The organism is Microbacterium sp. MMO-35 (assembly GCF_037147555.1).
Taxonomy (GTDB): Bacteria; Actinomycetota; Actinomycetes; order Actinomycetales; family Microbacteriaceae; genus Microbacterium.
The window spans coordinates 629,839-651,600 of record NZ_JBBCVH010000001.1 but is presented as its reverse complement, the minus strand read 5'-3'; the positions used below and the strand labels follow the sequence as shown (position 1 = coordinate 651,600).

The 21,762-nt window shown below is 69.9% G+C and carries 24 protein-coding genes and 2 tRNA genes; 7 read left to right on the top strand and 19 right to left on the bottom strand.

Annotation, left to right across the window (positions count from 1 at the left end):
* The first annotated feature begins 79 nt into the window (after window positions 1–79).
* Window positions 80–538 (top strand): hypothetical protein, encoded by a 459-nt coding sequence (locus WFJ01_RS02975; RefSeq protein ID WP_336628153.1) that lies wholly within the window; start codon window positions 80–82, stop codon window positions 536–538.
* A 17-nt stretch (window positions 539–555) separates the two neighbouring features.
* Here the strand turns inward: WFJ01_RS02975 and WFJ01_RS02970 are convergent, their stop codons facing one another.
* Window positions 556–1,434: a cytochrome c oxidase assembly protein gene (locus WFJ01_RS02970; RefSeq protein ID WP_251443894.1), complete on the bottom strand. Its 879-nt coding sequence runs from the start codon at window positions 1,432–1,434 to the stop codon at window positions 556–558.
* A gap of 186 nt (window positions 1,435–1,620) precedes the next feature.
* Between WFJ01_RS02970 and WFJ01_RS02965 the strand changes: the two genes are divergently transcribed.
* The 4 genes from WFJ01_RS02965 to WFJ01_RS02950 all read left to right on the top strand — a co-directional run bounded on the left by WFJ01_RS02965 (window position 1,621) and on the right by WFJ01_RS02950 (window position 5,145).
* On the top strand, window positions 1,621–2,817 hold the full coding sequence (locus WFJ01_RS02965) for an inorganic phosphate transporter (protein ID WP_336628152.1): 1,197 nt from the start codon (window positions 1,621–1,623) through the stop codon (window positions 2,815–2,817).
* Between the two features lie 17 nt (window positions 2,818–2,834).
* Window positions 2,835–3,125 (top strand): hypothetical protein, encoded by a 291-nt coding sequence (locus tag WFJ01_RS02960; protein WP_251443888.1) that lies wholly within the window; start codon window positions 2,835–2,837, stop codon window positions 3,123–3,125.
* The gene (locus WFJ01_RS02955; protein WP_336628151.1) at window positions 3,122–3,796 is read left to right on the top strand and encodes a DUF3349 domain-containing protein; all 675 of its coding nucleotides are present in this window, start codon (window positions 3,122–3,124) and stop codon (window positions 3,794–3,796) included. The genes WFJ01_RS02960 and WFJ01_RS02955 overlap by 4 nt, the downstream gene beginning before the upstream one ends.
* A 227-nt stretch (window positions 3,797–4,023) precedes the next feature.
* Complete coding sequence (locus WFJ01_RS02950) at window positions 4,024–5,145, top strand: M24 family metallopeptidase (RefSeq protein ID WP_336628150.1); 1,122 nt, start codon at window positions 4,024–4,026, stop codon at window positions 5,143–5,145.
* Between the two features lie 55 nt (window positions 5,146–5,200).
* Here the strand turns inward: WFJ01_RS02950 and WFJ01_RS02945 are convergent, their stop codons facing one another.
* The 12 genes from WFJ01_RS02945 to WFJ01_RS02890 form a co-directional block, all read right to left on the bottom strand.
* The gene (locus WFJ01_RS02945; protein WP_295032262.1) at window positions 5,201–5,731 is read right to left on the bottom strand and encodes a flavin reductase family protein; all 531 of its coding nucleotides are present in this window, start codon (window positions 5,729–5,731) and stop codon (window positions 5,201–5,203) included.
* A complete protein-coding gene (locus WFJ01_RS02940) occupies window positions 5,728–6,102 on the bottom strand; it encodes a cupin domain-containing protein (RefSeq protein ID WP_295032264.1) in 375 nt (124 codons plus the stop codon). The genes WFJ01_RS02945 and WFJ01_RS02940 overlap by 4 nt, the downstream gene beginning before the upstream one ends.
* Window positions 6,095–7,579 (bottom strand): 4-hydroxyphenylacetate 3-hydroxylase family protein, encoded by a 1,485-nt coding sequence (locus WFJ01_RS02935; protein ID WP_336628149.1) that lies wholly within the window; start codon window positions 7,577–7,579, stop codon window positions 6,095–6,097. The genes WFJ01_RS02940 and WFJ01_RS02935 overlap by 8 nt, the downstream gene beginning before the upstream one ends.
* A complete protein-coding gene (locus tag WFJ01_RS02930) occupies window positions 7,576–8,241 on the bottom strand; it encodes a DUF2848 family protein (protein WP_295032268.1) in 666 nt (221 codons plus the stop codon). The genes WFJ01_RS02935 and WFJ01_RS02930 overlap by 4 nt, the downstream gene beginning before the upstream one ends.
* Window positions 8,238–9,053, bottom strand: coding sequence for a nitrilase-related carbon-nitrogen hydrolase (locus tag WFJ01_RS02925; protein WP_295032270.1), 816 nt, complete (start codon window positions 9,051–9,053; stop codon window positions 8,238–8,240). Before WFJ01_RS02925 ends, WFJ01_RS02930 begins: the two co-directional genes overlap by 4 nt.
* Window positions 9,053–9,775 carry an alpha/beta fold hydrolase gene (locus tag WFJ01_RS02920; protein WP_295032272.1) on the bottom strand — a complete coding sequence of 241 codons (723 nt, stop codon included), beginning with the start codon at window positions 9,773–9,775 and terminating at the stop codon, window positions 9,053–9,055. The genes WFJ01_RS02925 and WFJ01_RS02920 overlap by 1 nt, the downstream gene beginning before the upstream one ends.
* A 168-nt stretch (window positions 9,776–9,943) precedes the next feature.
* The gene (locus WFJ01_RS02915) at window positions 9,944–10,918 is read right to left on the bottom strand and encodes an AraC family transcriptional regulator (protein WP_336628148.1); all 975 of its coding nucleotides are present in this window, start codon (window positions 10,916–10,918) and stop codon (window positions 9,944–9,946) included.
* Between the two features lie 97 nt (window positions 10,919–11,015).
* A complete protein-coding gene (locus WFJ01_RS02910) occupies window positions 11,016–11,870 on the bottom strand; it encodes an ABC transporter ATP-binding protein (protein ID WP_251443880.1) in 855 nt (284 codons plus the stop codon).
* A complete protein-coding gene (locus tag WFJ01_RS02905) occupies window positions 11,867–12,718 on the bottom strand; it encodes an ABC transporter ATP-binding protein (RefSeq protein ID WP_295032276.1) in 852 nt (283 codons plus the stop codon). Before WFJ01_RS02905 ends, WFJ01_RS02910 begins: the two co-directional genes overlap by 4 nt.
* Window positions 12,715–13,641, bottom strand: coding sequence for an ABC transporter permease (locus WFJ01_RS02900; RefSeq protein ID WP_295032278.1), 927 nt, complete (start codon window positions 13,639–13,641; stop codon window positions 12,715–12,717). The genes WFJ01_RS02905 and WFJ01_RS02900 overlap by 4 nt, the downstream gene beginning before the upstream one ends.
* Window positions 13,638–14,705, bottom strand: a complete 1,068-nt coding sequence (locus tag WFJ01_RS02895) for an ABC transporter permease (protein ID WP_251443871.1) — start codon at window positions 14,703–14,705, stop codon at window positions 13,638–13,640. The genes WFJ01_RS02900 and WFJ01_RS02895 overlap by 4 nt, the downstream gene beginning before the upstream one ends.
* A gap of 82 nt (window positions 14,706–14,787) precedes the next feature.
* Window positions 14,788–16,380, bottom strand: coding sequence for an ABC transporter substrate-binding protein (locus WFJ01_RS02890; protein WP_336628147.1), 1,593 nt, complete (start codon window positions 16,378–16,380; stop codon window positions 14,788–14,790).
* A 167-nt stretch (window positions 16,381–16,547) separates the two neighbouring features.
* Here WFJ01_RS02890 and WFJ01_RS02885 point away from each other — a divergent pair, with 167 nt between their 5' ends.
* On the top strand, window positions 16,548–17,087 hold the full coding sequence (locus tag WFJ01_RS02885; RefSeq protein ID WP_251443865.1) for an Lrp/AsnC family transcriptional regulator: 540 nt from the start codon (window positions 16,548–16,550) through the stop codon (window positions 17,085–17,087).
* An 87-nt stretch (window positions 17,088–17,174) separates the two neighbouring features.
* Here the strand turns inward: WFJ01_RS02885 and WFJ01_RS02880 are convergent, their stop codons facing one another.
* The 3 genes from WFJ01_RS02880 to yczE form a co-directional block, all read right to left on the bottom strand.
* Window positions 17,175–17,516: a hypothetical protein gene (locus WFJ01_RS02880; RefSeq protein WP_251443863.1), complete on the bottom strand. Its 342-nt coding sequence runs from the start codon at window positions 17,514–17,516 to the stop codon at window positions 17,175–17,177.
* A gap of 344 nt (window positions 17,517–17,860) precedes the next feature.
* Window positions 17,861–18,682: a phosphatase PAP2 family protein gene (locus WFJ01_RS02875; protein ID WP_336628146.1), complete on the bottom strand. Its 822-nt coding sequence runs from the start codon at window positions 18,680–18,682 to the stop codon at window positions 17,861–17,863.
* A 7-nt stretch (window positions 18,683–18,689) separates the two neighbouring features.
* A complete protein-coding gene (gene yczE, locus WFJ01_RS02870) occupies window positions 18,690–19,310 on the bottom strand; it encodes a membrane protein YczE (RefSeq protein WP_295032284.1) in 621 nt (206 codons plus the stop codon).
* A gap of 61 nt (window positions 19,311–19,371) precedes the next feature.
* Here yczE and yczR point away from each other — a divergent pair, with 61 nt between their 5' ends.
* Complete coding sequence (gene yczR, locus WFJ01_RS02865) at window positions 19,372–20,796, top strand: MocR-like transcription factor YczR (RefSeq protein WP_295032286.1); 1,425 nt, start codon at window positions 19,372–19,374, stop codon at window positions 20,794–20,796.
* Between the two features lie 49 nt (window positions 20,797–20,845).
* On the opposite strand, the gene WFJ01_RS02860 is transcribed toward yczR, so the two are convergent.
* From WFJ01_RS02860 to WFJ01_RS02850, 3 genes are all read right to left on the bottom strand, one after another.
* On the bottom strand, window positions 20,846–21,319 hold the full coding sequence (locus WFJ01_RS02860) for a hypothetical protein (protein WP_295032288.1): 474 nt from the start codon (window positions 21,317–21,319) through the stop codon (window positions 20,846–20,848).
* A 229-nt stretch (window positions 21,320–21,548) separates the two neighbouring features.
* A tRNA-Ala gene (locus tag WFJ01_RS02855) sits at window positions 21,549–21,621 on the bottom strand.
* A gap of 63 nt (window positions 21,622–21,684) precedes the next feature.
* Window positions 21,685–21,758 (bottom strand) — tRNA-Ile (locus tag WFJ01_RS02850).
* Between the last annotated feature and the right edge of the window lie 4 nt (window positions 21,759–21,762).

Below are 21,762 nucleotides of genomic sequence, written 5' to 3'. Positions count from 1 at the left end.
TTCTGAAGAAGCACGCCCGCCGACGCCTTCCTAGGCTGAGGGGCGACCCGAATCCCGGGTCGGACGAACGGAGGATGCCATGACCGAGAACACCGCACCCGTGCTGACCGATTTCGAACGGGCCGCCGTCAAGGAGGCCGCGAAGGAGAGCCGCACGCGCGTCGCGCGCAAGAAGGCCTCGCCGGAGGAGCTGCGCGCCGCCGGGGAGGCCGACGTGCTGGCCAAGATCGCGGAGATGGACGAGGAGGACGGATCCCTCGCCACCGCCCTGCACCGGCTGGTCTCCGAGAACGCGCCGCACCTCGTGCCCAAGACCTACTACGGCATGCCGGCCTGGGCGAACGCCGCGGGCAAGGTCGTCTGCTTCTTCAAGCCCAAGGCGAAGTTCAAGGTGCGCTACGCCACGTTCGAGTTCGAGTGGCCGGCGCAGCTCGACGACGGGACCGTGTGGCCCGTCTCCTACGCGGTGACCGCGCTCACACCGGAGGACCTCGCCTTCCTCGGCGAGCGCATCCGCACCGCCGCCCCCGCCGCCTGAGCCGGGACCGGGAGCCGTCATTCCCCGCGCAGGTGTGCGGCCGTGAGCTCGGCCATCTCCTCGTCGCTGAGCTCGTCCATGCTGCGGGACTCGCGCCGGTCGGACCGGATCCACCGCATCATCAGGATCACCAAGATCGGCACGTCGACGATCTCGGCGATGAACCAGAGGAAGTCGCCGGAGAGCTGCTGATCCCGCAGCGGATTCGGGAACCAGAGCGGCAGCGTCCCGGGCCAGGATCCGGCCTGGTCGAACACGACCGTGCCCAGCCGCAGCAGCACGCCCGGGATGGCGTCGAGCACGAGCTCCACGAACGCGAACAGGAACTCGGCCACGATGAACAGGCTCGTGCGCGCGACCGTGTGCGCGGCCATCGGCAGCACCATGAGCAGGCCGAGCACCGGGACGAGGGCCGAGATCGCGCCCTCGGCGACCGGAGAGAACCGCAGCACCGCGGACAGCGGCGTGAAGAACACCGAGAAGACGAGGCAGGTGAACACCGGCGCCATGATCGCGTTGCCGAAGAACCTCGCGAGCCAGGAGCGCAGGAACCCGTTCACCCGGGCGCGAGGACCCGCCGAGAGCACGGCGCGGGCCAGGGACACCGGTCGGCCCAGGGTGATCAGGACCGGCACGACGAACAGCAGGAGTGCGATCCGGGTCGAGAACGCCCAGCGCAGCTCCGGGCTCCACGTGCCGAGGAAGCCGAAGGACACGACCGCATAGGAGCCGAGGCCCAGCAGGAGGTACATCAGCGTCAGCCGCAGCGGCCAGCGGTGCCCGCGCCGCCGCAGTACCGCGACACCGCCGAGATAGAGCCCGGCGGCGATGACGAGCACGACGAGCGCGGCGGGATCCACGCTCCAGGTGCCGAGGAAGACGGGGATGGGAGGCACGCGCTCTCCCCTCGTCGTCCGGTGCGGATGCGGCACCACCCGCGGCGGGCCGCGACGACGCTACGCCCGACGCCTATGCGCGCGATGGGATCCGATCCGATCGCCGTCTTAACGCCGAGTGAACTCTGGCGGTCGAGTGCGGGAAACCGGCCGTCGGCGGGGCTGGGCCGCGCGAAGCTGACGACCATGAGCGCCGAAGTGCTGATCCTCGTCCTGGTGGTCGTGACCGCCCTCGGATTCGACTTCACCAACGGTTTCCACGACACGGGCAACGCGATGGCGACGTCCATCGCCACCGGCGCGCTGAAGCCCAAGGTCGCGGTGGCGCTTTCCGCGGTGCTGAATCTCGTCGGCGCCTTCCTCTCGGTCGAGGTCGCGGCGACCATCACCAAGGACGTGCTCACGATCCAGGGGCCGAACGGCGACCTGGTCCCGGGGCTCTCCCCGGAGGCGGCGATGATCATCATCTTCGCGGGGCTCGTCGGCGGCATCCTGTGGAACCTGCTCACCTGGCTGCTCGGGCTGCCCTCGAGCTCGTCGCACGCGCTGTTCGGCGGACTCATCGGGGCGGGGATCGCGGGTGCCGCCACCGTCAACTGGGCCGGGATCGTCGGCAAGATCATCGTTCCCGCGGTGCTCTCGCCGGTCATCGCCGGCGTCGTCGCGGCGGTCGGCACCTGGCTCGTCTACCGGCTCACCCGCACCGTGCACGCGAAGCACCGCGAGGCCGGATTCCGCTGGGGCCAGATCGGCACCGCGTCGCTGGTCTCCCTCGCGCACGGCACCGGCGATGCGCAGAAGACGATGGGCGTGATCGCGCTCGCGCTCATCGCGCACGGCACCCTGACCGGGGACCAGATCCTCGCCGAGGGGCTGCCGATCTGGATCATCGTCAGCTGCGGCGCGGCCATCGCGCTGGGCACCTACCTCGGCGGCTGGCGGATCATCCGCACCCTGGGCAAGGGCCTCGTCGAGATCGAGTCGCCGCAGGGCCTCGCCGCCGAGGCGTCGTCGGCCGCGATCATCCTCACCTCGAGCTCGATGGGGATGGCGCTGTCCACCACGCACGTCGCGACCGGGTCGATCCTCGGATCCGGCGTGGGGCGCCCCGGCGCCCAGGTGCGCTGGGGCATCGCCGGCCGCATGGTCACCGCGTGGCTGATCACGATGCCGGCAGCGGGCGTGGTGGGGGCGCTGTGCTTCTTCCTCGCCCACGGCATCGGCGGTCTCGCCGGCGCCATCACCGTGTTCGTGCTGCTGCTCGCGGCCGCCGCGCTGATGTACCTGCGCAGCCGCCGCCAGAAGGTCGACCACCACAACGTCAACGCCGAGTGGGACGGATCCCTCGCGCCGAACGCCGCCGCGCAGGGCGCGACGGCCTGAACCGAAGGACGCATGAGATGAACTTCGACATCGCGCAGATGGCGCTCTCCGCCGGGCGCGTCCTGCTGGTCGGCCTGCTGTTCGGGGCGGGGCTGCCCGCCCTGTTCGCACTCGGCATGCGACTCCAGTCTGCCGGCACCGGCGAGGTCGACGGGGAGGCTCCGGGAACCCGGCGCCCTGTGCTCACCGTGGCGGGCTGGATCCTGTTCGCGATCGTCATCGCGGTCGTCCTGGCCGGAGTGCTCTTCATCACCCGTTTGAGCATCTACCACTACTTCGGGATCTCCCTGTTCGGGGTGGGGAAATGAGCGGCAGCGTCCTCAGCCGCGTCCTCGACTGGCTGCGCGCGGGCTACCCCGAAGGCGTGCCGCCCAAGGACTACAGCCCGCTGCTCGCCCTCCTGCACCGCACTCTCACCGCGGAGGAGCTCGCCGACGTCGTCGCCGCGCTCGCCCGGCAGGAGACCGATCCGGTGCGCGTCTCGCAGATCCGCGCGGCGATCGCCGAGATCACCGCGGCGAACCCGGGCGAGGACGAGGTCCGTCGCGTCGCCGCGCACCTGGCTGCCCGCGGGGTGCCGCTGAGCACGAGGGCGCAGCGGATCGTCGCCGCTCGCGAGAACGTCGCAGACGCTGCTGCCGGCGCGCCCGGTGCCGGTGCCGGCACCACGGCCGGTTCCGTCGATGCGACCGCCCCGAACCCGATCGCGCAGGCGCTGCGCTGGCTGGGAGCCGGGTACCCCGACGGCATCCCCGCGCAGGATCGGGTGCCGATCCTGGCCCTGCTGCGCCGTCGGCTCACCGACGACGAGGTGCAGGAGGTCTGCGAGGCCGTGGCGGCGCAGACCGGGGCGGATCCCGATGTCTCCCTCGTCGACGCGCAGGTGCTCATGATGAGGGTGCTGGGCGAGCTCCCCGGCGACGACGACGTGGAGCGCGTCCGCGCCCGCCTCGAGGAGTCGGGCATCGCGCTCGCGTGACCGCGCCTCGTGCGGCGTGTCGTCCGGTGGGCTGCACCGCCCGCCATCGGCATCGGCGTGTCGAGCCGGCCCGACGAGCGCACAAGTGTCCGTCCTAACTCAGGCCACAAGTGCAGGAACAGACGATTCCGCCTCGAAATCGGCTGTTTTCCGCAGTTCATCCTGAGTTCGGAAGACCGGCCTCGGGATCCTGGCGCACGCGGGCGCACGCCGCCTAGCGTGGAGGGGTGAGCACCCCGTTCCCCGCCTCCGTGTACGCCGCCCGTCTCGACCGCGCCCGCGCCCTGACCGCCGAGGCCGGCTTCGACGCCATCGTCGTGGGGCCGGGTCCGGATCTGACCTATCTCGCCGGCGTGGAGGGCGACACGATCGAGCGGCTCACGGCGCTCGTGATCCCCGCGACGGGGGAACCGACGGTCGTCGTGCCGCGCATGGAGCTCGCGAAGGTGCGCGACACCGCGGTCGGCGCGCTGGGACTCGCCGTGGCGGACTGGGTGGACGGCGAGGATCCGTATGCCCTCGTGACCGCGGCGATGGGCGGATCCGTCTCGCGGTTCGGCGTCGCCGATGCCCTCCCGGCACTGCACGTGGTTCCGCTGACGACGCGTCTGGATGCCCGCCCCGAACTCGCGACGCCCGTGCTGCGCGAGAGCCGCATGATCAAGGACGCGGCCGAGATCGCCGAGCTGCGCCGCGCCGGCGACGCCATCGACGCCGTGCACCGCCGCGTGCCCGGCCTCCTGCGCGCCGGACGCACCGAGCGCGAGGTCGCGGCCGACATCGCCGCAGCGCTCGTCGAGGAGGGGCACCGCACGGTCGAGTTCGTGATCGTCGCCTCGGGCCCGAACGGCGCCGATCCGCACCACGAAGTGTCGGATCGCGTGATCCAGGACGGCGACATCGTGGTGGTCGACATCGGCGGCGCGGTTCCCAGCGGCTACAACTCCGACAGCACCCGCACCTACGCGGTCGGCACCCCGGATCCCGAGACCGCGCGCAGGATCGCCGTGCTCGTGCGGGCCCAGCAGGCCGCCGTCGACGCGGTGCGCCCCGGCGTCACCGCCGAGCAGGTCGACGCCGCCGCCCGCGACGTGCTCGCCGCTGAGGGGCTGGCGGAGGCGTTCCTGCACCGCACCGGCCACGGCATCGGCGTCACGACGCACGAGGAGCCGTACATCGCGCCCGGCAACGCCCTGCCCCTGCGTGAGGGCATGGCATTCAGCATCGAGCCGGGGATCTACTTCCCCGGGCAGTGGGGCTCCCGCATCGAGGACATCGTGGTCGTCACCGCCGACGGGTGCACGAACCTCAACACCACGCCGCACGAGCTGACGCCCGCCCTGGACTGACCCAGGCGGGCGAAGCCCCGGGGGCGCAGCACGGAGTGGTCCCGGCGGTCGCCGATCAGAAGGACCAGGGAAGCATCTCGTGCCCGAAGTCCTGGAACGCGCCGAAGCGTCCGCCGAGGAAGCCGAGCGGAGCGCCTTCGCGGAACCGCGCGGCGACGACACGGCCGAAAGACACCTCATGATCGCCGACGACGTCCCGGCCGTGCACCTCGCATTCGAACTGGACGAGCGCCTCGGCCACGACCGGGATCCCGCACGGCGCCTCCTCGAACTCGCCGCCCTCGAATCGCTCGCCGCCCGGCACCGCGAATCGCCGGGCGATCGCCTCCTGCTTCTCGCCGAGGATCGAGACCGCGAAGCGACCGGTCTCCTGCAGCGCGACGCCGGTGCGCGTGTCGAAGTTCAGCGCGATCATGACGATGGGCGGTGCCAGGCTGATGGACCCCAGGGAGCTGATCGTCATGCCGTGCCGATCGCCGGCCCGATCGACCGCGGTCACGACGGAGACGCCGCTGAGCAGCCGACCCATCGAGCGACGCATCTGCAGGGGATCCGGATCATCGACGTACTTCCCGAGACGGCTCATGCTGCGGTCTCCCGTGCGGCGTCTCCCCGGCGGTAGTAGCGCACCTCGAACATGCGGGCACCGTGCTCCGAGCGCCAGGGGCCGTGCTCCATCCCGGGAGGACGGGTCGCCCAGTCACCCGCCTGGAAGTCGCGGCCCAGGCGCAGATCCGTGAAGGAACCCTCAAAGATGAACACCTCCTCCCAGAAGTCGTGCGCGAGCGCCCCGTTCGGCGACGTGTCCGCGCCCGGTGCGAAGGTGAGGATCCTGGTCACCGCGTCACTGTCGCTGTCCCTCGCCAGGATCTGCTCCGAGAGCCCCTCGATGTGCGGGAAGCAGTCGGTGTGCGGGATCCGGTCGACCGGCCCGAACTCGAACTCCGGCTTAGGCATCGTGCACCACCTCCTCGGGAATTCCCGCACCATATCCGGCGAGGAACTCATCCAGTTCGGCGACGAGTGCCTCGTAACCGAAGTTGCGGTACGTGTACGCTCCCTTGACCACGAACGGGGCGCCCGCATAGAAGAGCTCGTACTGCTGATGCCGGCCTGCGAACTCGGAGCCGATGATGTCCCAGGCGAGCTTGAAGAGCTTGACCCGCTCCTCACTCGAGACGCCGGGCGATTGGATGTAGCGCTCCACATCGGCGCGGGTGAGGTCGCTGCGGAGATCCTCCACGCTCGAAGGGAGCTGCATGACCCCGCCGCCGACGAGATCGCGAAGGATCTGGATCGCCCTGGGGTAGGTCTCCGACTGCAGGCCCATGATTCCGTAGAGCGCCCGTCGTCCCGGCACGTAGAGACCGCTGTCGTCCGGGGCCGCTGTCATCTGGGCGGCGAGTAGAGCAGACTCGACGCAGGAGACGATCGCGGCGAGTTCGCCCAGCCTCTCCTGCACGCCGGGAATCCGGTCGGTGCCGTTGACCTGCGTGACCTTGCGTGCGACGGCTGCGATGAACTGCAGCTTGACGGTGAGCCGGGTCTGGGCCTGCCAGTTGCCCAGGGCGTGTGCGCCCGTGTCGAAGAACTGGCGTCGGAGGGCATCGAGATTGCGATTGATGAACACGCGGTCCCACGGCACCAGCACGTCGTCGAACACCATGAGCACGTCGTGCTCGTCGTAGCGCGACGTGAGGGGATAGTCGAAGTCGCTGGTCGCGGTCGTCGAGTACGGACGCCGACAGTACATCTTCATGCCGGGCGTGGCGGCCGGAAGGGCGAAGCTGATCGCGAAGTCGGTGTCGTCAGGACCGAGCGGCTTGATGCAGGTGACGAAGACCTCGTCGGCGACCGGGGCCCCGGTCGCGAGCATCTGCGATCCGCGGATGACCAGCCCGCCTTCGCGCTCCTCTACGACGCCGACCTGCAGGAAGTCCCCCTCCCAACCGGAAGCGGTCGTCGCCCGGGACACCTGCGGGGGGATGATCGCATACGTGACGTAGAGGTTCTCGCGCAGGATCCGCTCGTAGTAGCGCCGCACGTTGCCGGCGTAGTCGCGGTCGTCGCCCTCGACACCGGCGAACACCTCAGGGTGCGCAGCGAAGCCCGCGAAGAACGTGCCGACGTGGTCGGGGCTGCGCCCGACCCAGCCGTGGGTGTGCTTCGCCCACGTCTGCACGGCCTGTCTACGGGCATCGAGATCGGCCTGCGACCGCGGTGCCGAGAACACCAGGTTGGCGGTCTCACCCGTCTCCGGCGCCTGGTATTGCATCCCGCGAGCAGGCTCAGCGGCGATGTCGAAGAGCTCGGCGATCGTCGTGCGGATTCCCGCGAACGCGGGATGCGCCCCCACGTCCTCGACGACCTTGCCGTCGAGGATGACGGTCCGGCCGTCATCGAGGCCTGCCAGATACTCTGCTCCGGTTCTCATCGTCCCGTTCCTTCCATCGAGTAGTGATGCGTGAGTCGCTTTCCCGCGCCGAGTGCGATCTCGATGCCCCAGGCGCGGCCCGAGGAGAATCGACCGTCCAGAAGCGGTATCGTCCCGCCGAAGCACACGAAGTCCTCCCCCTCGAGACCGAGCCGGTCGAGGAGCAGGCCGACGACGTCGGCGGGCCGGCGGAGCGCGTCGAGCTTCCCCCGCTGGTACGGCACGTCGTCGACCGTCGACACCGCGAGGGCGCCGTCGAGGTCGAGCGCCTCGAAGTCGTCGATCCGGAGGACGGTGGGGCCGATCGGCTTCGGACAGGCTCGCTTGGACGCCGGTATGTCCGAACGCTCGAGGTCTCGATCGGTATGGTCGGAGCCGACGCCGAGGTAGAACGCGCCCCGGTGACGGATGTACACCGGCTCGACCTCGCCGCTCGTGAGCGCATCCGTGGACGTCGCAAGGACGGTCGCGGTGGTTACCACCTCCGTCGGCATCGGATAGAACATGGGAACCACGGGCGGCGCGGGGATCCCGATGGCGGCCAGCTCGTCGATGTGGTGCTGCACCGCCGCCGCGTCGCGGCCGGTGTAGCCCGCCACGACCGCACGAAACCCGGACAGGGTGATCGTGCCGCCCTGGATCACCTCGAGGACGAGACTCATGACTCTGCTCCTGACGCGTGGGAGAGCGCTGCATACTCCGCCAGCCGGTCAGCGAGCACCGGGAACGACGAGCGAGTGGCGGCGGTGAGCCCGGTGTCGACGTCCGCGGTGACGATCTGCTCTGCGTCGTCGCACTCGATCACGACGGTTCCACGGGGATCCACGAGCCGACTGCGACCACCGAGCTCGACCCCGCGTTGTGTCCCGCAGCCGTTCGCCGCCAGGACCCAGGACTGATGCTCCACCGCACGTGACGTCGTGAGGAGGCACCAGTGCTCGATCCTGGCCGCCGGCCATGCGGCAGGGATCACCGAGGTCTCGGCCCCGCGTGCGCTGACCTGCTGCCAGAGCCCCGGAAAGCGCAGGTCGTAGCAGGTGGTGCTCGCAAGGCGGCCGACCGGGCTGTCCACGACACTCAGGGCGTCACCGGGGGTGAGCAGCTCCGCCTCCAGGGAGTCATGGCCGAACACGTGGATCTTGCGGTACACCTGAGCGATCCGGCCCTGCGGATCCACCAGGACGGCGGTGTTGTGCAGCTGCCCGCCCCGGCCTCGCTCGACGATGCTTCCGAGGTGGATCCAGGCGCCGAGGCGCCGAGCGACTCCGCGCACCATCTCCGCCGTGGGGCCGTTCAGGGATTCCGCGCCTTCCTCGTAGCGGTCGAAAGCGAAGTAGCCGACGTTCCAGAGCTCGGGAAGGACGTACAGGTCCGCGCCCGGATTCTGCGTGAGCATCTCCTCGACACGCACGATCCGCTCGGCGGTCGTCTCGTCATCCGGGCTGGCGATCTGCAGCAGCGAAACCGTCGGCATCAGTCGCGACCGGCCTCGATGAACTTCCGCGCCGTGAGCTCGGGGTCGGTGAGCAGCACCTCGTGACTGCCCGACATGCCGATCAGCCGGAAGACGCCCAGCCGGTTCGACAGGCGCGGGTGGCGTCCCCACTCGCCCTGCGTGATGTCGTTGTCCTCGTACGGCGCGAGGTAGCTGCGCGCCGGCGTGACGTTCTCCCATCCCGTCATGTCGGCGGGGTCGGTGAATGCCCCGAACGGCTGCGGGCGCAGCACGTCGTACACCGCCTGGGCCTGCTCGAGCGTGCCGTCGTTGAAGAACGCGTCGCGCCACACCGGGAACGGCAGAACGACCCCGCCGTCACCACGCTCGGCCGCGCTCGCCTGCAAGGCGCCGACGAGGGCCGGCGGGATCTCGTCGACGAGCGCCTTTCCGTGCTCCGGCACGAACGCCGCGAAGTAGACCAGGCGGCGGATCCTCTCCGGCACCTCGATCGCGACCCGGGAGATCAGATAGCCACCCCAGCTGTGGCCGACGAGGACGACATCCCGCAGGTCGTTGCGCACGAGATGGTCGATGATCGGGGCCGACGCCTCGCGCAGACCGACGTGCTTGTCGTCGTCCGCGCCCAGACCACCGGCGGTCGGCGTATGCACCTCGTGCCCCGCCGCCTCCAGGTGCGCCTTCACGTCGGCCCAGAGCTCGCCGTAGTGCCAGGCGCCGTGTACCAGGACAAACCTCATCGTGTGCTCCTTCGTCGGGGTGCGAGACGTCTGCTGCACGCACCGGAGCTTCAGTCTCGATCGACCTGAAGGAGCGGACCATCGGATTCGCGCACGCCGATATCGGGTTCGTGCAGGCTCGTCCGGAGCTGCGACGATCTGCGGTGTGCGGCCGTCTCGAGGTCGTGCTCAGATGCTCTTCTCGCGCAGGACCGCGGACGGGAGCACACCGAATCGCGTGTGGAACTGCGCGGCGAAGTCACCGAGGTGCAGGAAGCCGTACTGATGCGCGATCGTGCTCACCGACGCCTCATCCGGCCGCGCCTCCGATAGCGCGCGATGCACCCGTTCCAGGCGCTGCGCGCGGATCCAGGCGCCCGGGCTGGTATCCAACTCGCGGCGGAAGGCGGCTTGGAGTGTACGCACGCTCACTCCGCACGACATCGCGACAGACGTGAGGCTGAGCGGCTCTGCGAGGTTCTCCAGTATGTGCTCCTGGGCAGCGGCCACGGTGCGAGCGGAGTGCGTCCCCCGGGCCGGAGTCTGCTGATCCGCCGCGTAGGGCGCAAGGACCGCTTCGACGAGCAGTTCCTCGATCTGCGACGCCATCCGCCCTCCGTGCGGGCTGTCCAGCGGAAGCGACAACCCGCTGCCCAGCAGGCTGATGAAGGCGGCGGATGACGCCGTCGCCTCCAGCGGCACCTCCACCTTCCGCCTCGTTCCGGACTCCAGGCCTGCGATCCGCTCGACTGTGGCCCGGGGGATGCGGACGACGATCTGGTCGTATGCGGCGGAGAAATCGAAGCGGAACGGCTCATAGGGACCGACGACGTACAGCGCTCCTGCTCGGGCGGTGGTCTCCTGCGCTCCGTAACGGAGCTCGCCGGCGCCACCGAGCGGCATCACGAAGAGGAATGTCTCCTCCTCCGGTCCCGCCGGGAGGACGGTGACCGGCGCCCCGTAGCGCAGCCGGTTGACCGAGCTCGTCGCGACCGGCGCCGAGCTGAGGGACGTGTGCAGATGCGCATGCGCCCCTCCGACGAGGAGCGCATGCGGGCGGAGCGACCCCGTGCACAGCTCGACGACCCGATCATGGTCGCTCGTTCCCTGCAGCAGCGGAACGGCGCGATCCTCGAGAAGAGCGGCAGCCGCTGCAACCGTCATCGGCGCCTCCCTGCACCCGGGCTGACGAATGGGATAGCACCGTCATGATAGCCCCGCGCCGGGGCCGATGACGCGGCCTTCCGACTCGGCCTGCGCCTCAGCGCACGCGGTCGAGCGCCTCGGGGATGTCCACGCGCCACGACGACGGCGCCTCCGATGCCGGCGCGGCGGGCAGCACGCCCTCGCCGTCGGGGTGCGGGATCGCGTCCAGCAGGGCCTCGGTGTAGGGGTGCACGGGGTTCGCCCACACGACCGGGGTGGCGCCGGACTCGACGATCCGCCCGCGGTACATAACGGCGACGCGGTCGGCCATCAGCCGCACCACGGAGAGGTCGTGCGAGATGAACAGCATCGCGGCGCCCGAGGCGACGCAGAGCTCGCGCATCATCGCGGCCACCGAGGCCTGAGCCGACGCGTCCAGCGCCGAGATCGGCTCGTCCGCCACGATGAGGTCGGGCTTCGCGGCGAGCGCGCGGGCGATCGCGACGCGCTGACGCTGCCCGCCCGAGAGCTGGTACGGGTAGCGGTTCTCCAGTGCGGGGGAGAGGCCGACGGCGTTCAGCCAGTGCGACGGCGCCTCGGTGTCGAGGCCCCGGGCGCGAGCCGCCCTGGATCCCTCGGCGATCTGCTGCGCGACCCTGATCCGCGGGTTGAGCGAGGAGTTCGGATCCTGGAACACCATCTGGATCGCCGTGAGCTCGGCGGGCCTCGTGCGCATCCCGAGCGGCTGCACGGGACGGTCGCGGTAGAGCACCGTCCCGCCCGCGGGCTTCTCCATGCCGATCACCGCGCGCGCGGTGGAGGACTTGCCGCAGCCGCTCTCGCCGACCAGGGCGAGCACCTCTCCGCTCGCGATGTCGAAGCTCACGCCGTCGACCGCGCGGAACGCCGCGCGTCCGCCGTACTCGACGACGAGCGAGTCGACGTGCAGCACCGGCTTCTGATCGCTCATCGGTTCTCCTCCGGCTCGGCGGTCGTGGAGCCTGCGGCAGGACCGTCCACGAGCGAGTCCTGCGCATCGGGCATCGCGTCGAGCAGCTCGCGCGTGTAGGGGTGCTGCGGATCCTGGAAGATCTGCTGCCGGGATCCGGATTCGACGATCAGCCCGCCCCGCATCACCGCGACCTCGTCGGCGATCGCGCTCATCACGCCGAGATCGTGGGTGACGAGGAGCACGGCGAGATCGCGCTCGGTGGCGAGATCGCGCAGCAGGTGCAGGATGCCCGCCTGCACGGTCACGTCGAGGGCCGTGGTGGGCTCGTCGGCGAGCAGCACCTCGGGCTCGCAGGCGAGGGCGATCGCGATCGCGATGCGCTGACGCTGGCCGCCGGAGAACTGGTGCGGGTACTTCCGCAGCGCCTCCTCCGGCTCCGGCACGCGCACCAGGGCGAGCAGTTCGGCAGCGCGCGTGCGGGCCTCTGCGCGCGAGAGGCCGAGGTGGGCGCGCATGCCGTCGGCGAGCTGGGAGCCGACGGTGATCTGCGGGTGCAGGCTCGCCGAGGGATCCTGGAACACCATCCCGACGCGCTTGCCGCGCACCTTCCGGTACGCGCGGCCGGTCATCCCGACGAGCTCGGTGTCGCCGCCGAGGAGGATCGATCCCGATGCGGAGCCGCCGGCGGGGAGCAGGCCGAGCACCGCCATCGCGGTCATGCTCTTGCCCGAACCGGACTCGCCCGCGAGTCCCTGGATGCGCCCCGGCACCAGGTCGAGCGAGATGCCCTTGACGACCTCGGTGCGACGGCTCCTGCTCTGCCCGAGCTCGACATGCAGATCGCGGATCGCGAGTGCGGCGCTCACGGGACCACCTCCCCGGTCGCGGCGGCGGCCGACACGGCGGTGGGCGCCTCGGCCTCGCGCTCGCGGGCGGCGAGCGGGTCGAGGGCGTCGCGCAGCGAGTCGCCGATGAAGTTGAACGCCATCACGATGCTGAGGATCGCGAGGCCGGGGAACAGCCCCAGCCACCAGGCGGAGGTGTTCTGCATGGCCGCGGCGATCATCGTGCCCCACTCGGGCGTCGGCGGCTGGGCGCCGAGACCGAGGAACGAGAGGCCCGAGAGCAGCAGGATCGCGGTGCCGATGTCGAGCGAGGCGAGCACGAGCACCGGGCCGGCGATGTTCGGCAGCACGTCGCGAAGAAGCGAGCGCAGCGGCGAGGATCCGAGGAGCCTTCCCGCGATCACGTAGTTCTGCGTGCGCAGGCCGAGCACGAGCGAGCGGGTGATGCGGGCGTAGGGCGGCCAGGCCACGATGATGCCGGCGATGACCGCGTTCATGATCGACGGGCCGAGGGACGCGGCGATGACCATCGCGAGGATCACGGTCGGGAACGCCATGACCATGTCGGTGATGCGCATGAGCACCTCGTCGAACCAGCCGCCGAGGTAGCCCGCGACGGCGCCGACGATCGTGCCCACGACCATGGCGCAGACGACGAGCATGAGCGCGAGGGGGATCGTGGTCTGCGCGCCGAGCAGCAGGCGCGAGAACACGTCACGACCGTTGACGTCGGTGCCCATGATCGCCTCGCCGCTCGGGGCCGCGAGACGCGGGAGGTCCTGCGCGAGCGGGTCGTGCGGGGCGATCCAGGGGGCCAGGATCGCGACGAGGATCCAGACCAGCGCGATCACGGTGCCGACCAGGGCGAGCGGGGTGCGCCAGGCGCGCGGCAGCCAGGGCTTGCGGCGCTTCGGCGCGAGCTTCTCGGGGATGACGAGGTTCACGAAAGCCTCACTCGCGGATCCAGGACGCCGTAGAGCACGTCGACGACGAGGTTGATGACGAGGTAGATGACGCCGACCACGAGGCCGACGCCGGTGACGGCCAGCAGGTCGAGGTTCTTCGACGCGTTGTAGGCGTAGGTTCCGAGGCCCGGCCAGGCGAACACCGCCTCGACGAGCACGGTGCCCGACAGCAGGCTGCCGAACGCGATGCCGACGAGGGTCAGGATCGGCAGGGCCGCCCCGCGCAGCACGTAGCCGACGACGACCCGGCGGCCGCTCAGGCCCTTCGCCCGGGCGGCGCGGGCGTAGTCCATGTCCAGCACCTCGAGCACCGAGGTGCGCACGAACCGGGTGAGGGTCGCGATCGTGAACAGGCTGAGCACCAGCACCGGGAGCGCCAGGTGGCTGGTCGCGTCGAAGAACCCGACCGAGTCCCCGTTGAGGAGGTAGTCGATCGTGTAGAAGCCGGTGATCCGCGGCGGCGGGGTGATGGTGGGGGAGATCCGTCCGGATCCCGAAACCCAGTGCAGGTTCATGAAGAACAGCTGGTAGCAGAGGATCGCCATCCAGAACGTGGGGATGCTGAGCCCGATCAGGGTCACCACCCGCACCACCTGATCCGTGGCCTTGCCCCGGCGGTAGGCGGCGAGCGTGCCGAGCACGACGGCGACGGCCAGGCTCACGATGATCGCGTAGAAGGCGATCTCCCCGGTCGCCGGCACGGCCTTGGCGAGGTCGGCCGAGACCGGTCGGCCCGTGGTCATCGACGTGCCGAGGTCGCCCTGCAGCAGGTTGCCCACGTAGCGGAAGAACCGGATCCAGACGGGCTGATCGAGCCCGTACTTCTCCCGGAACGCGGCGACCGTGGCGGGGTTCGACGATGCGCCCTCGCCGAGGGCGGCGCGCACCGGGTCGCCGGGCACGATCACGGTGAGGGAGAAGGTGACCAGCACGATCCCGAACAGCAGGATGACGCTCGTCACGGCCCTGCGGGCGAGGAACCGCAGCAGGGTGTGCTGCGACTGCCGCGTCCTGCGGGTGGCGATGGCTTGGGTCTCGGACAAAGTCGGCGCTTCCGGGTCTGCGGGGCGGTGACGGCGTGGTGCTGCGGGGGCCGGATCCCGGTGGATCCGGCCCCCGCAGGGCTTACTTGGCGGGGTGCAGCGTCCGCAGGTCCAGGGTCCAGGTCACGTTGTACTCGAGACCGGCGACCTTGGTGGAGCTGGCGAGGTTGATGCCGGGGACGATCAGCGGCACGAACGGCCCGGACTCCTGCATCGCCTTCGCGTAGTCGCTGAACGCCGTGTTGCGCGCGTCCACGGTCGTCGCGTTCTGCGCCTTGGTCACGAGGTCGGCGATCGCCGGGTCGGCCTCGGCGGTCCAGCCGGCGCGCAGGCCGACCTTCTGGCCCGGGCCGAACGGCAGGAACGACGAGGTGTCGGCGTAGTCGGGACCCCAGTACCAGAGCGAGAACGCCTCCTGCGCCTTGACGTAGGGCTGCACCTCGGTCGCGAACGGGGCGGGGGCGAGGGTCGCGTTGATGCCGACCGCCTTCAGCTGCTCCTGCACGCGCTCGGCGACCGGCGTGAACTCCACGCCGCCGACCGGGTTGTCGTTCGGGAACTGCAGTTTGACCTCCTGGCCGGTGTAGCCGGAGGCGACGAGCGCGGCCTTGGCCTTGTCCAGATCCTGCTTCACGCCGGTCTTGTTCGCGCCGGGGAACATCGGCGGGATGACGCCGGTGGCCTGCTCGGATCCGGATCCGGCGAGCTCGAGCAGCTTGTCGTAGTCGAGCGCGTAGCGCACGGCCTCGGCGAACTTCGGGTTCGCGGTCACGCCGCCGACGTTCTTGTCCTGGTTGATGAGGAGGAAGAGGGTCTCGGCCGACGGAGCGGAGTCGACGGTGAAGCCGTCACCGAGGTTCTTGACCTGGTCGCCGGAGAGGTCGACGGCCACGTTCGAGTCGCCGCCCTTGAGGTTGGTGAGCTGCGTGGACGACTGCGAGATGTTGCGCACCACGATCTTGTCGTAGGCAGGCTTGTCCTCGCCGTCGTACTTGTCGTTCTTCACCAGCACCACCTGGGTGGTGAGGTCGAGCGACTGCAGCTTGTACGGGCCGGATCCGGCGGAGTTCGCGTCGAGCCAGCTCTTCGCGCCGTCCTTGTCATCGGTGGTGCCGCCGTTCTTCTTCACGACCTTGGAGTTCAGGATCGCGAGCGACGGGTTGGTGACGATCGCGGGCAGCTGCAGCGAGGGCGTCTTGGTCGACAGCTTCACCGTCTTGTCGTCGACCTTCGTGACCGTGATCCCTGTCATCAGGAAGTTGGCCTTGGAGTCGGTGATGCCGGCGACGCGGTCGAAGGAGAAGACCACGTCATCGGCGGTGATCGGAGTGCCGTCCGAGAACGTGCGGCCGTCCTGGATCGTGAAGGTGAACTCGGTGGCGTCCGAGTTCTGCTTCATGGTCGCGATGTCGGGCTTCGGGGTGGTCGAGTCGGCGCCCTGGAACGTCAGCAGGGTGTCGTACACCGCGTGCAGCACCATGTTGCCGGTCGGGACATAGTTGCGACCGGGGTCGCCCGTCTCGAGCGAGAACGCGGTGTCGACCACGAGCGTGCCGCCCGAGGAGGAGGATCCGCTGGAGTTGTTGCTCGCGGAGTTGCCGCCGGAGCAGCCGGCGAGCGCGATGGCGGCCGCGGCGATGACCGCTGCGGCGACGTGGCGATAAGAACGGGCCACGGCTTCCTCCTCATTGAAAGAATGGACAGGTCAGACGACCAGATCGGGTTTCCCGGCACTATATCCGACGGATCGGCTCAATTTCGAGCAATCCATTGTCACGCTTCCATCACTACGGCAATATGTCCAGCATGAGCGAAGATCAGCCTCACGTATCTGGACGATCCGTGCCCGCGATCGACGAAATCGCGTACGACATCCTCCGCGCGCTGCGTCGCAACGGACGGATCTCGATCGCCGCCCTGGCCCAGGAGGTCGGGATCTCGCGTGCCAGCGCCTACTCCCGCGTCGAGTCGCTGACGCGGGCGGGCATCATCACCGGGTACACCGCGGAGGTCGACACCACACGACTCGGCCTCGGCGTGAGCGCCCTCGTGTTCTGCACGATCCAGCCGCAGTCCTGGACGTCGTTCCTCCAGGCGATCGGCGAGATGCCCGATGTCGAGTCGGCGATGGTGATGACCGGTGAGCACGACGTGATGCTGATCGTCCGCAGCATCGACATGGAGCGCATGCAGTCGCTCGTGATCGGCACGATCGCCGACCGTCCCGAGGTCACCAAGGTCGAGACGGCGATCGTGATGGGCGAGGTGTTCCGCCGTCCGTTCGTGCTGCCGGACGAGATCCCGCAGCGCGCGGCGATCGGGGTCGACAGCGGTCTGATGCGGTTCACCCGCACCGACGGCAGCAGGGGCACCCGGATCTGAGGTTCAGCCCCGGGGCCGTTGAGCGAGCACGGGCGTAACCGGAGCGACCCCGGGTCGGCGGCGCTGAACGGACCGGGTGCGGGCGCCTCAGACCTGCAGGCAGACGCTCACGTGGTCGACCCCGTCGACCGCGAAGTCCTCGACGAGGCGGATCCGGCCGTCCTCGGCCTGCTCGGCGCGGCTGACCGCGTCTCCCCGCACGACGGTGCCATCCGCCACGAGCGCATGCGCGAACGAGACCCGCACCTCGGCACCCGCCACCTCGCCGACGAAGCGCCCCTCCGTCACCGTGTCCCCGGTGTACTCGCCCCAGATCAACCGGCCGTCCTGGTGATAGTCGAAGGTCGTCGGAGCGGCGGAGTCGACGGCGCTGGCGGTCGAGGAGACCATGGCGAAGCGCAGCCCGTCGAGGGAGAGCGTGGAAGGCATGACGACGAGTATGGACCCCGCGCGGGCGATCGGCGCAATCCCGGCGCGCCCCCGATCGGGCGCGAGAGGGCGTCGGCGGATCGTGCAGACGTGGTCGGTCCGGCCTCGCTGATGACGACTTCCCGGTCCTGCGGAATCTATTAACAGGTTCATCCACATGTGGATTACTCAGGGAATGCGGAAATGATCCCGCACGACATTGTCCGACCGGATCGCTCGCCTGGATACCGGCTGTTCACCGGCTGTTTTCCGATTCCTCGCAGGAAAGGATCCGGCGCGCGACCGAGACGGATCCCTTCCTTTCCCGAGCCTGTGCGGAAGCTCGGGAGAACCTGTCGGACCCGTCAGGAGATCCGGCGGAAGAGGGAATTCCCGGCGGCCGCGAATGCGCTGCCGACGGCGAGGATGGCCGTGCTGCCGCCGGCGTAGGCGATCTGCAGATGGCTGCCGTGGTTCTCCACGGTGACGAAGATGACCACGAACGCGATCGCCGATGCGACCGCGCTCGCTCCGGAGACCCACCAGAGCGCTCCCAGCGACCGCGCCGGGGGAACGGCCTCCGGCACCCGCCACAGCAGGAGGGCGATGCCGCCGAGGCATCCGCATGCCGCGACGAGCATGAACGCCGCGACCACGTCGCTGGGGCGGTGCCACTGCTGGATCACGAGTCCGATGCCCGTCAGCACAGCGAACGCCCCGCCGAGCGCCGCCGCAAGCGGACGCCAGCGCGGAGGGCTGACCACGAAGACGGCGAAGGCCGCAGCCGCCGCCACCGTCGCATGCCCGGATGGGAATGAATTGTCGAGGAGGTCGGTCGCGCCGGTCGCGGCCCGCTCCAGGAAGACGTGCTTGGCGAGCTCTGCGGCGGCCACCGCCACGGCGCCGACGCCCAGCGCCACCGTCAGATGCCGGAACCGGCGGGTCACGATGCCGATGATGAGCGTGACCAGGATCCCGCCGCCGACGGCGACGGTCGGGACGTTGCCCAGGACCAAGCCCGCCACCCGGTAGACGGCGTCGTGCTGACCCGACGCGCCGACGAAGGCGCGCTCGTCGACGATCTGCCCGACGTAGGTGCGGACGAAGAACAGGTAGGTCGCTACGAATGCGACGGCCAGCAGCACGGCGGCAAGCGCGAACGGTGCCACCCCACGTCTCGCCGCCATGACTCCATCATGCAGGCTCGACCTGTGCAGGCGCCTCACGGTCGCTGCGGCTCGCGCGCGCCGTATCCAGCAGGGGCAGCGCGATGTGCACGAGCGGACCGATCCCGAGCGCGAAGACGACGGTGCCGATGCCCACGGTGCCGCCGAGCAGCCAGCCGATCACGAGCACCGTGACCTCGACCGTCAGACGGGAGACCCAGATCGGCCAGCCGAGACGCGCGTTCATGCCGGTCATGAGACCGTCGCGGGGGCCGGGGCCGAACCGTGCGCCGATGTAGAGCCCGCTCGCCAGAGCGACGACGAGCACACCCGCGACCAGCACGAGCACCTGCGCGAGCAGGCCGTGCACCGGCGGGACGACCGTGACGGTCGCCTGGATCGCGGTGCCCACGAGCAGCACGTTGAGCAGGGTGCCGATGCCGGGCTTCTGGCGCAGCGGGATCCACAGCAGCAGCACGAGCAGCCCGACGATGTTCGTGATCCAGCCCACGCCGATGCCGGTGTGACGAGCCAGGCCCTGGGCGAACACGGTCCACGGATCCACGCCCAGACCGGCGGTGATCATGAGTCCGTCTCCGACGCCGTAGAGCACGAGACCGATCAGCAGCTGCAGCACCCTTCGTGTCATGCCTCCATGATCGAGCAGAAATGGACTGTTGACACCAGTCCAATCGGCCTAGGCTGGCCTCATGGACTCCCGGCTCTCCGCTCGCGCCCTGGTCGAGCTGCTCGGACTGTGGCGCACCAGCGAACCCGCCTTCGACGCCCTCGCCGACGCCATCCGCCTGCTGTGCCTGGACAACCGGATCGCCGCCGAGACCGCCCTCCCGGCGGAACGCGAGCTCGCCGCAGCGCTCGGGGTGAGCCGCACCACGGTCGCGGCCGCCTACCGCAGCCTGCGCAGCACGGGCCACATCGTGAGCCGGCAGGGATCCGGCAGCGTGACCCGCCCGCTCGGACGCACGGCCGCGGCACGCTGGTTCGATCGGGAGGGCATCGATCTGCAGCAGGCGAGTCCTCCCGCCTGGCCCGGGCTTCCCGGAGTGATCGCCGAGGCCGCGGCTTCGGCGACCGCGCTCGTCTCCCGAGCCGGATACGACATCCTCGGTCACGCCGAGCTGCGGGGGGCGATCGCCGATCGCTATGCGCAACAGGGGATCGCGACGACGCCGTCGCAGATCATGGTCACGACGGGTGCGCAGCAGGCACTGAACCTCATCGCCTCCACGGTGCTGCGACGCGCCGACCGGGTACTGCTGGAGACGCCGAGCTATCCGCACGCCATGGAGACGTTCCGCCGCGTGGGCGCCCGGCTCGTCGGCGTGCCGGTGGACTGCGACCTCGGCTGGGACGTGGATAGGGCCGCCCAGGCGTTCGCCCGGACGAGACCGGTGCTCGCCTACCTGATGCCCGAGTTCCAGAATCCGACGGGCCGCACGATGAGCATCGCCGAGCGGGCGGTGTTCGAACGCTCGGCGCACGACGCCGGATCCTTCCTCCTCATCGACGAGACCACCGCCGATCTCGACATCGACGGGCTCCCGCGCCTGCACCCGCTCGGAGTCGGGCACACCTCGACCATCCGGGTCGGATCCCTCGGCAAGTCGGTCTGGGGAGGCCTGCGGATCGGCTGGATCCGCGCGGCCGACGACGTGATCCGGCGCCTGCGGGCCGCCCGCCCCACCCACGACCTGGGCACTCCCGACCTCGAGCAGGCCGTCGCGACGCGGGTGGTGCAGCGGCTGGATGAGATCCTGCCGCAGCGCTCGGCACTGCTGCGCGCCGGAAGGGACGCCCTGAGCGGCGCGCTCGCCCGCGCGCTGCCGGAGTGGTCTGTGCCCCGGGTGCACGGCGGGGTCGCGCTCTGGACCGGGTTCGCACAACCGCTCAGCTCGGCGCTGGTGATCGACGCCGCATCGCACGGTCTGCATCTGAGCGCCGGCGGCCGTTTCGCGGTGGAGGGCGGCCAGGAACGACGACTGCGGATCCCGTTCACGGCCGAGCCGCGCGAACTGGAGCGGGCCGTCGAGATCCTCGCGGCATCGTGGGGGCGCGTCACCGCGGGCGCTCCGCGCCTGTCTCCGATCGCCGCCCTCGCCGAGGCGGTCGTGTAGCACGCGGGCCCCGTGCCTCGCCCGCCGGGACCGGCGACGGAACGGCAGGTCAGTGCCCGCGCAGGTCGAACTCCTCGAACACCTCGCCCGGACCCTCGCCCCACGCGTAGACAACGAACGTCCCGGCCTCACCGGGTTCATCGAGGAAACCACCCGCACCGTGGAAGTCATTCAGCCGCCCGGACGGGGCGACGGCGACGGTCAGATCGCCGGGGATGCTCTGCGCGTCGTAGAAGGCCTGCAACTCGACCGCGCTCTCGTCGCTGCGGATGAGGAGGGCACCCAGGTACTGCATGCCGTTCCCGTTGCCCACGATCTTCGCCGCGCGGGACGTCGAGTCGACCAGCTCAGTCCTCTCCGGCAACGGAAGCGCCCGCAACGACGACTCGACGCTTCGCGCCGAGGCGTCGTTCACCAGGGTGATCGTCACCGGAGGACCGACGATCGCGGCGACGACGATTCCGAGCACGATCCAGCCGCCGAATCGGCGTCTCGCCTTCGGAGTCTGCGATCTCGTCGACATGCCAATCCCCCTCGCGGCCATCCTCTCAGCACTTCACACGACTCCTGCGAGGCCCCGGCGATCATGGCCGCTCGTCGGCGCCGCGCCCGCCGGGTCATCGGGTCGAGAAGCAGCTCTTCAGGCTCCGTCTCCTGCGCGGTCGACATCTTCGTCAGCCTAGGTGCGACGGCGCGCACGCGCGCTGTGCACCCTCTGTGAGAGAGGCGACGAGTCGATGATCAGGAAACTGTGGAGCCTAGGAGATTCGAACTCCTGACATCCTGCTTGCAAAGCAGGCGCTCTACCAACTGAGCTAAGGCCCCGTGTCGATGACGGGTTTCGACCGAATGAGCGGATCCGATTTCTCGGATCCGCTCACATGTCGGTGGGGCTACCAGGACTTGAACCTGGGACCTCTTCATTATCAGTGAAGCGCTCTAACCGCCTGAGCTATAGCCCCGTAT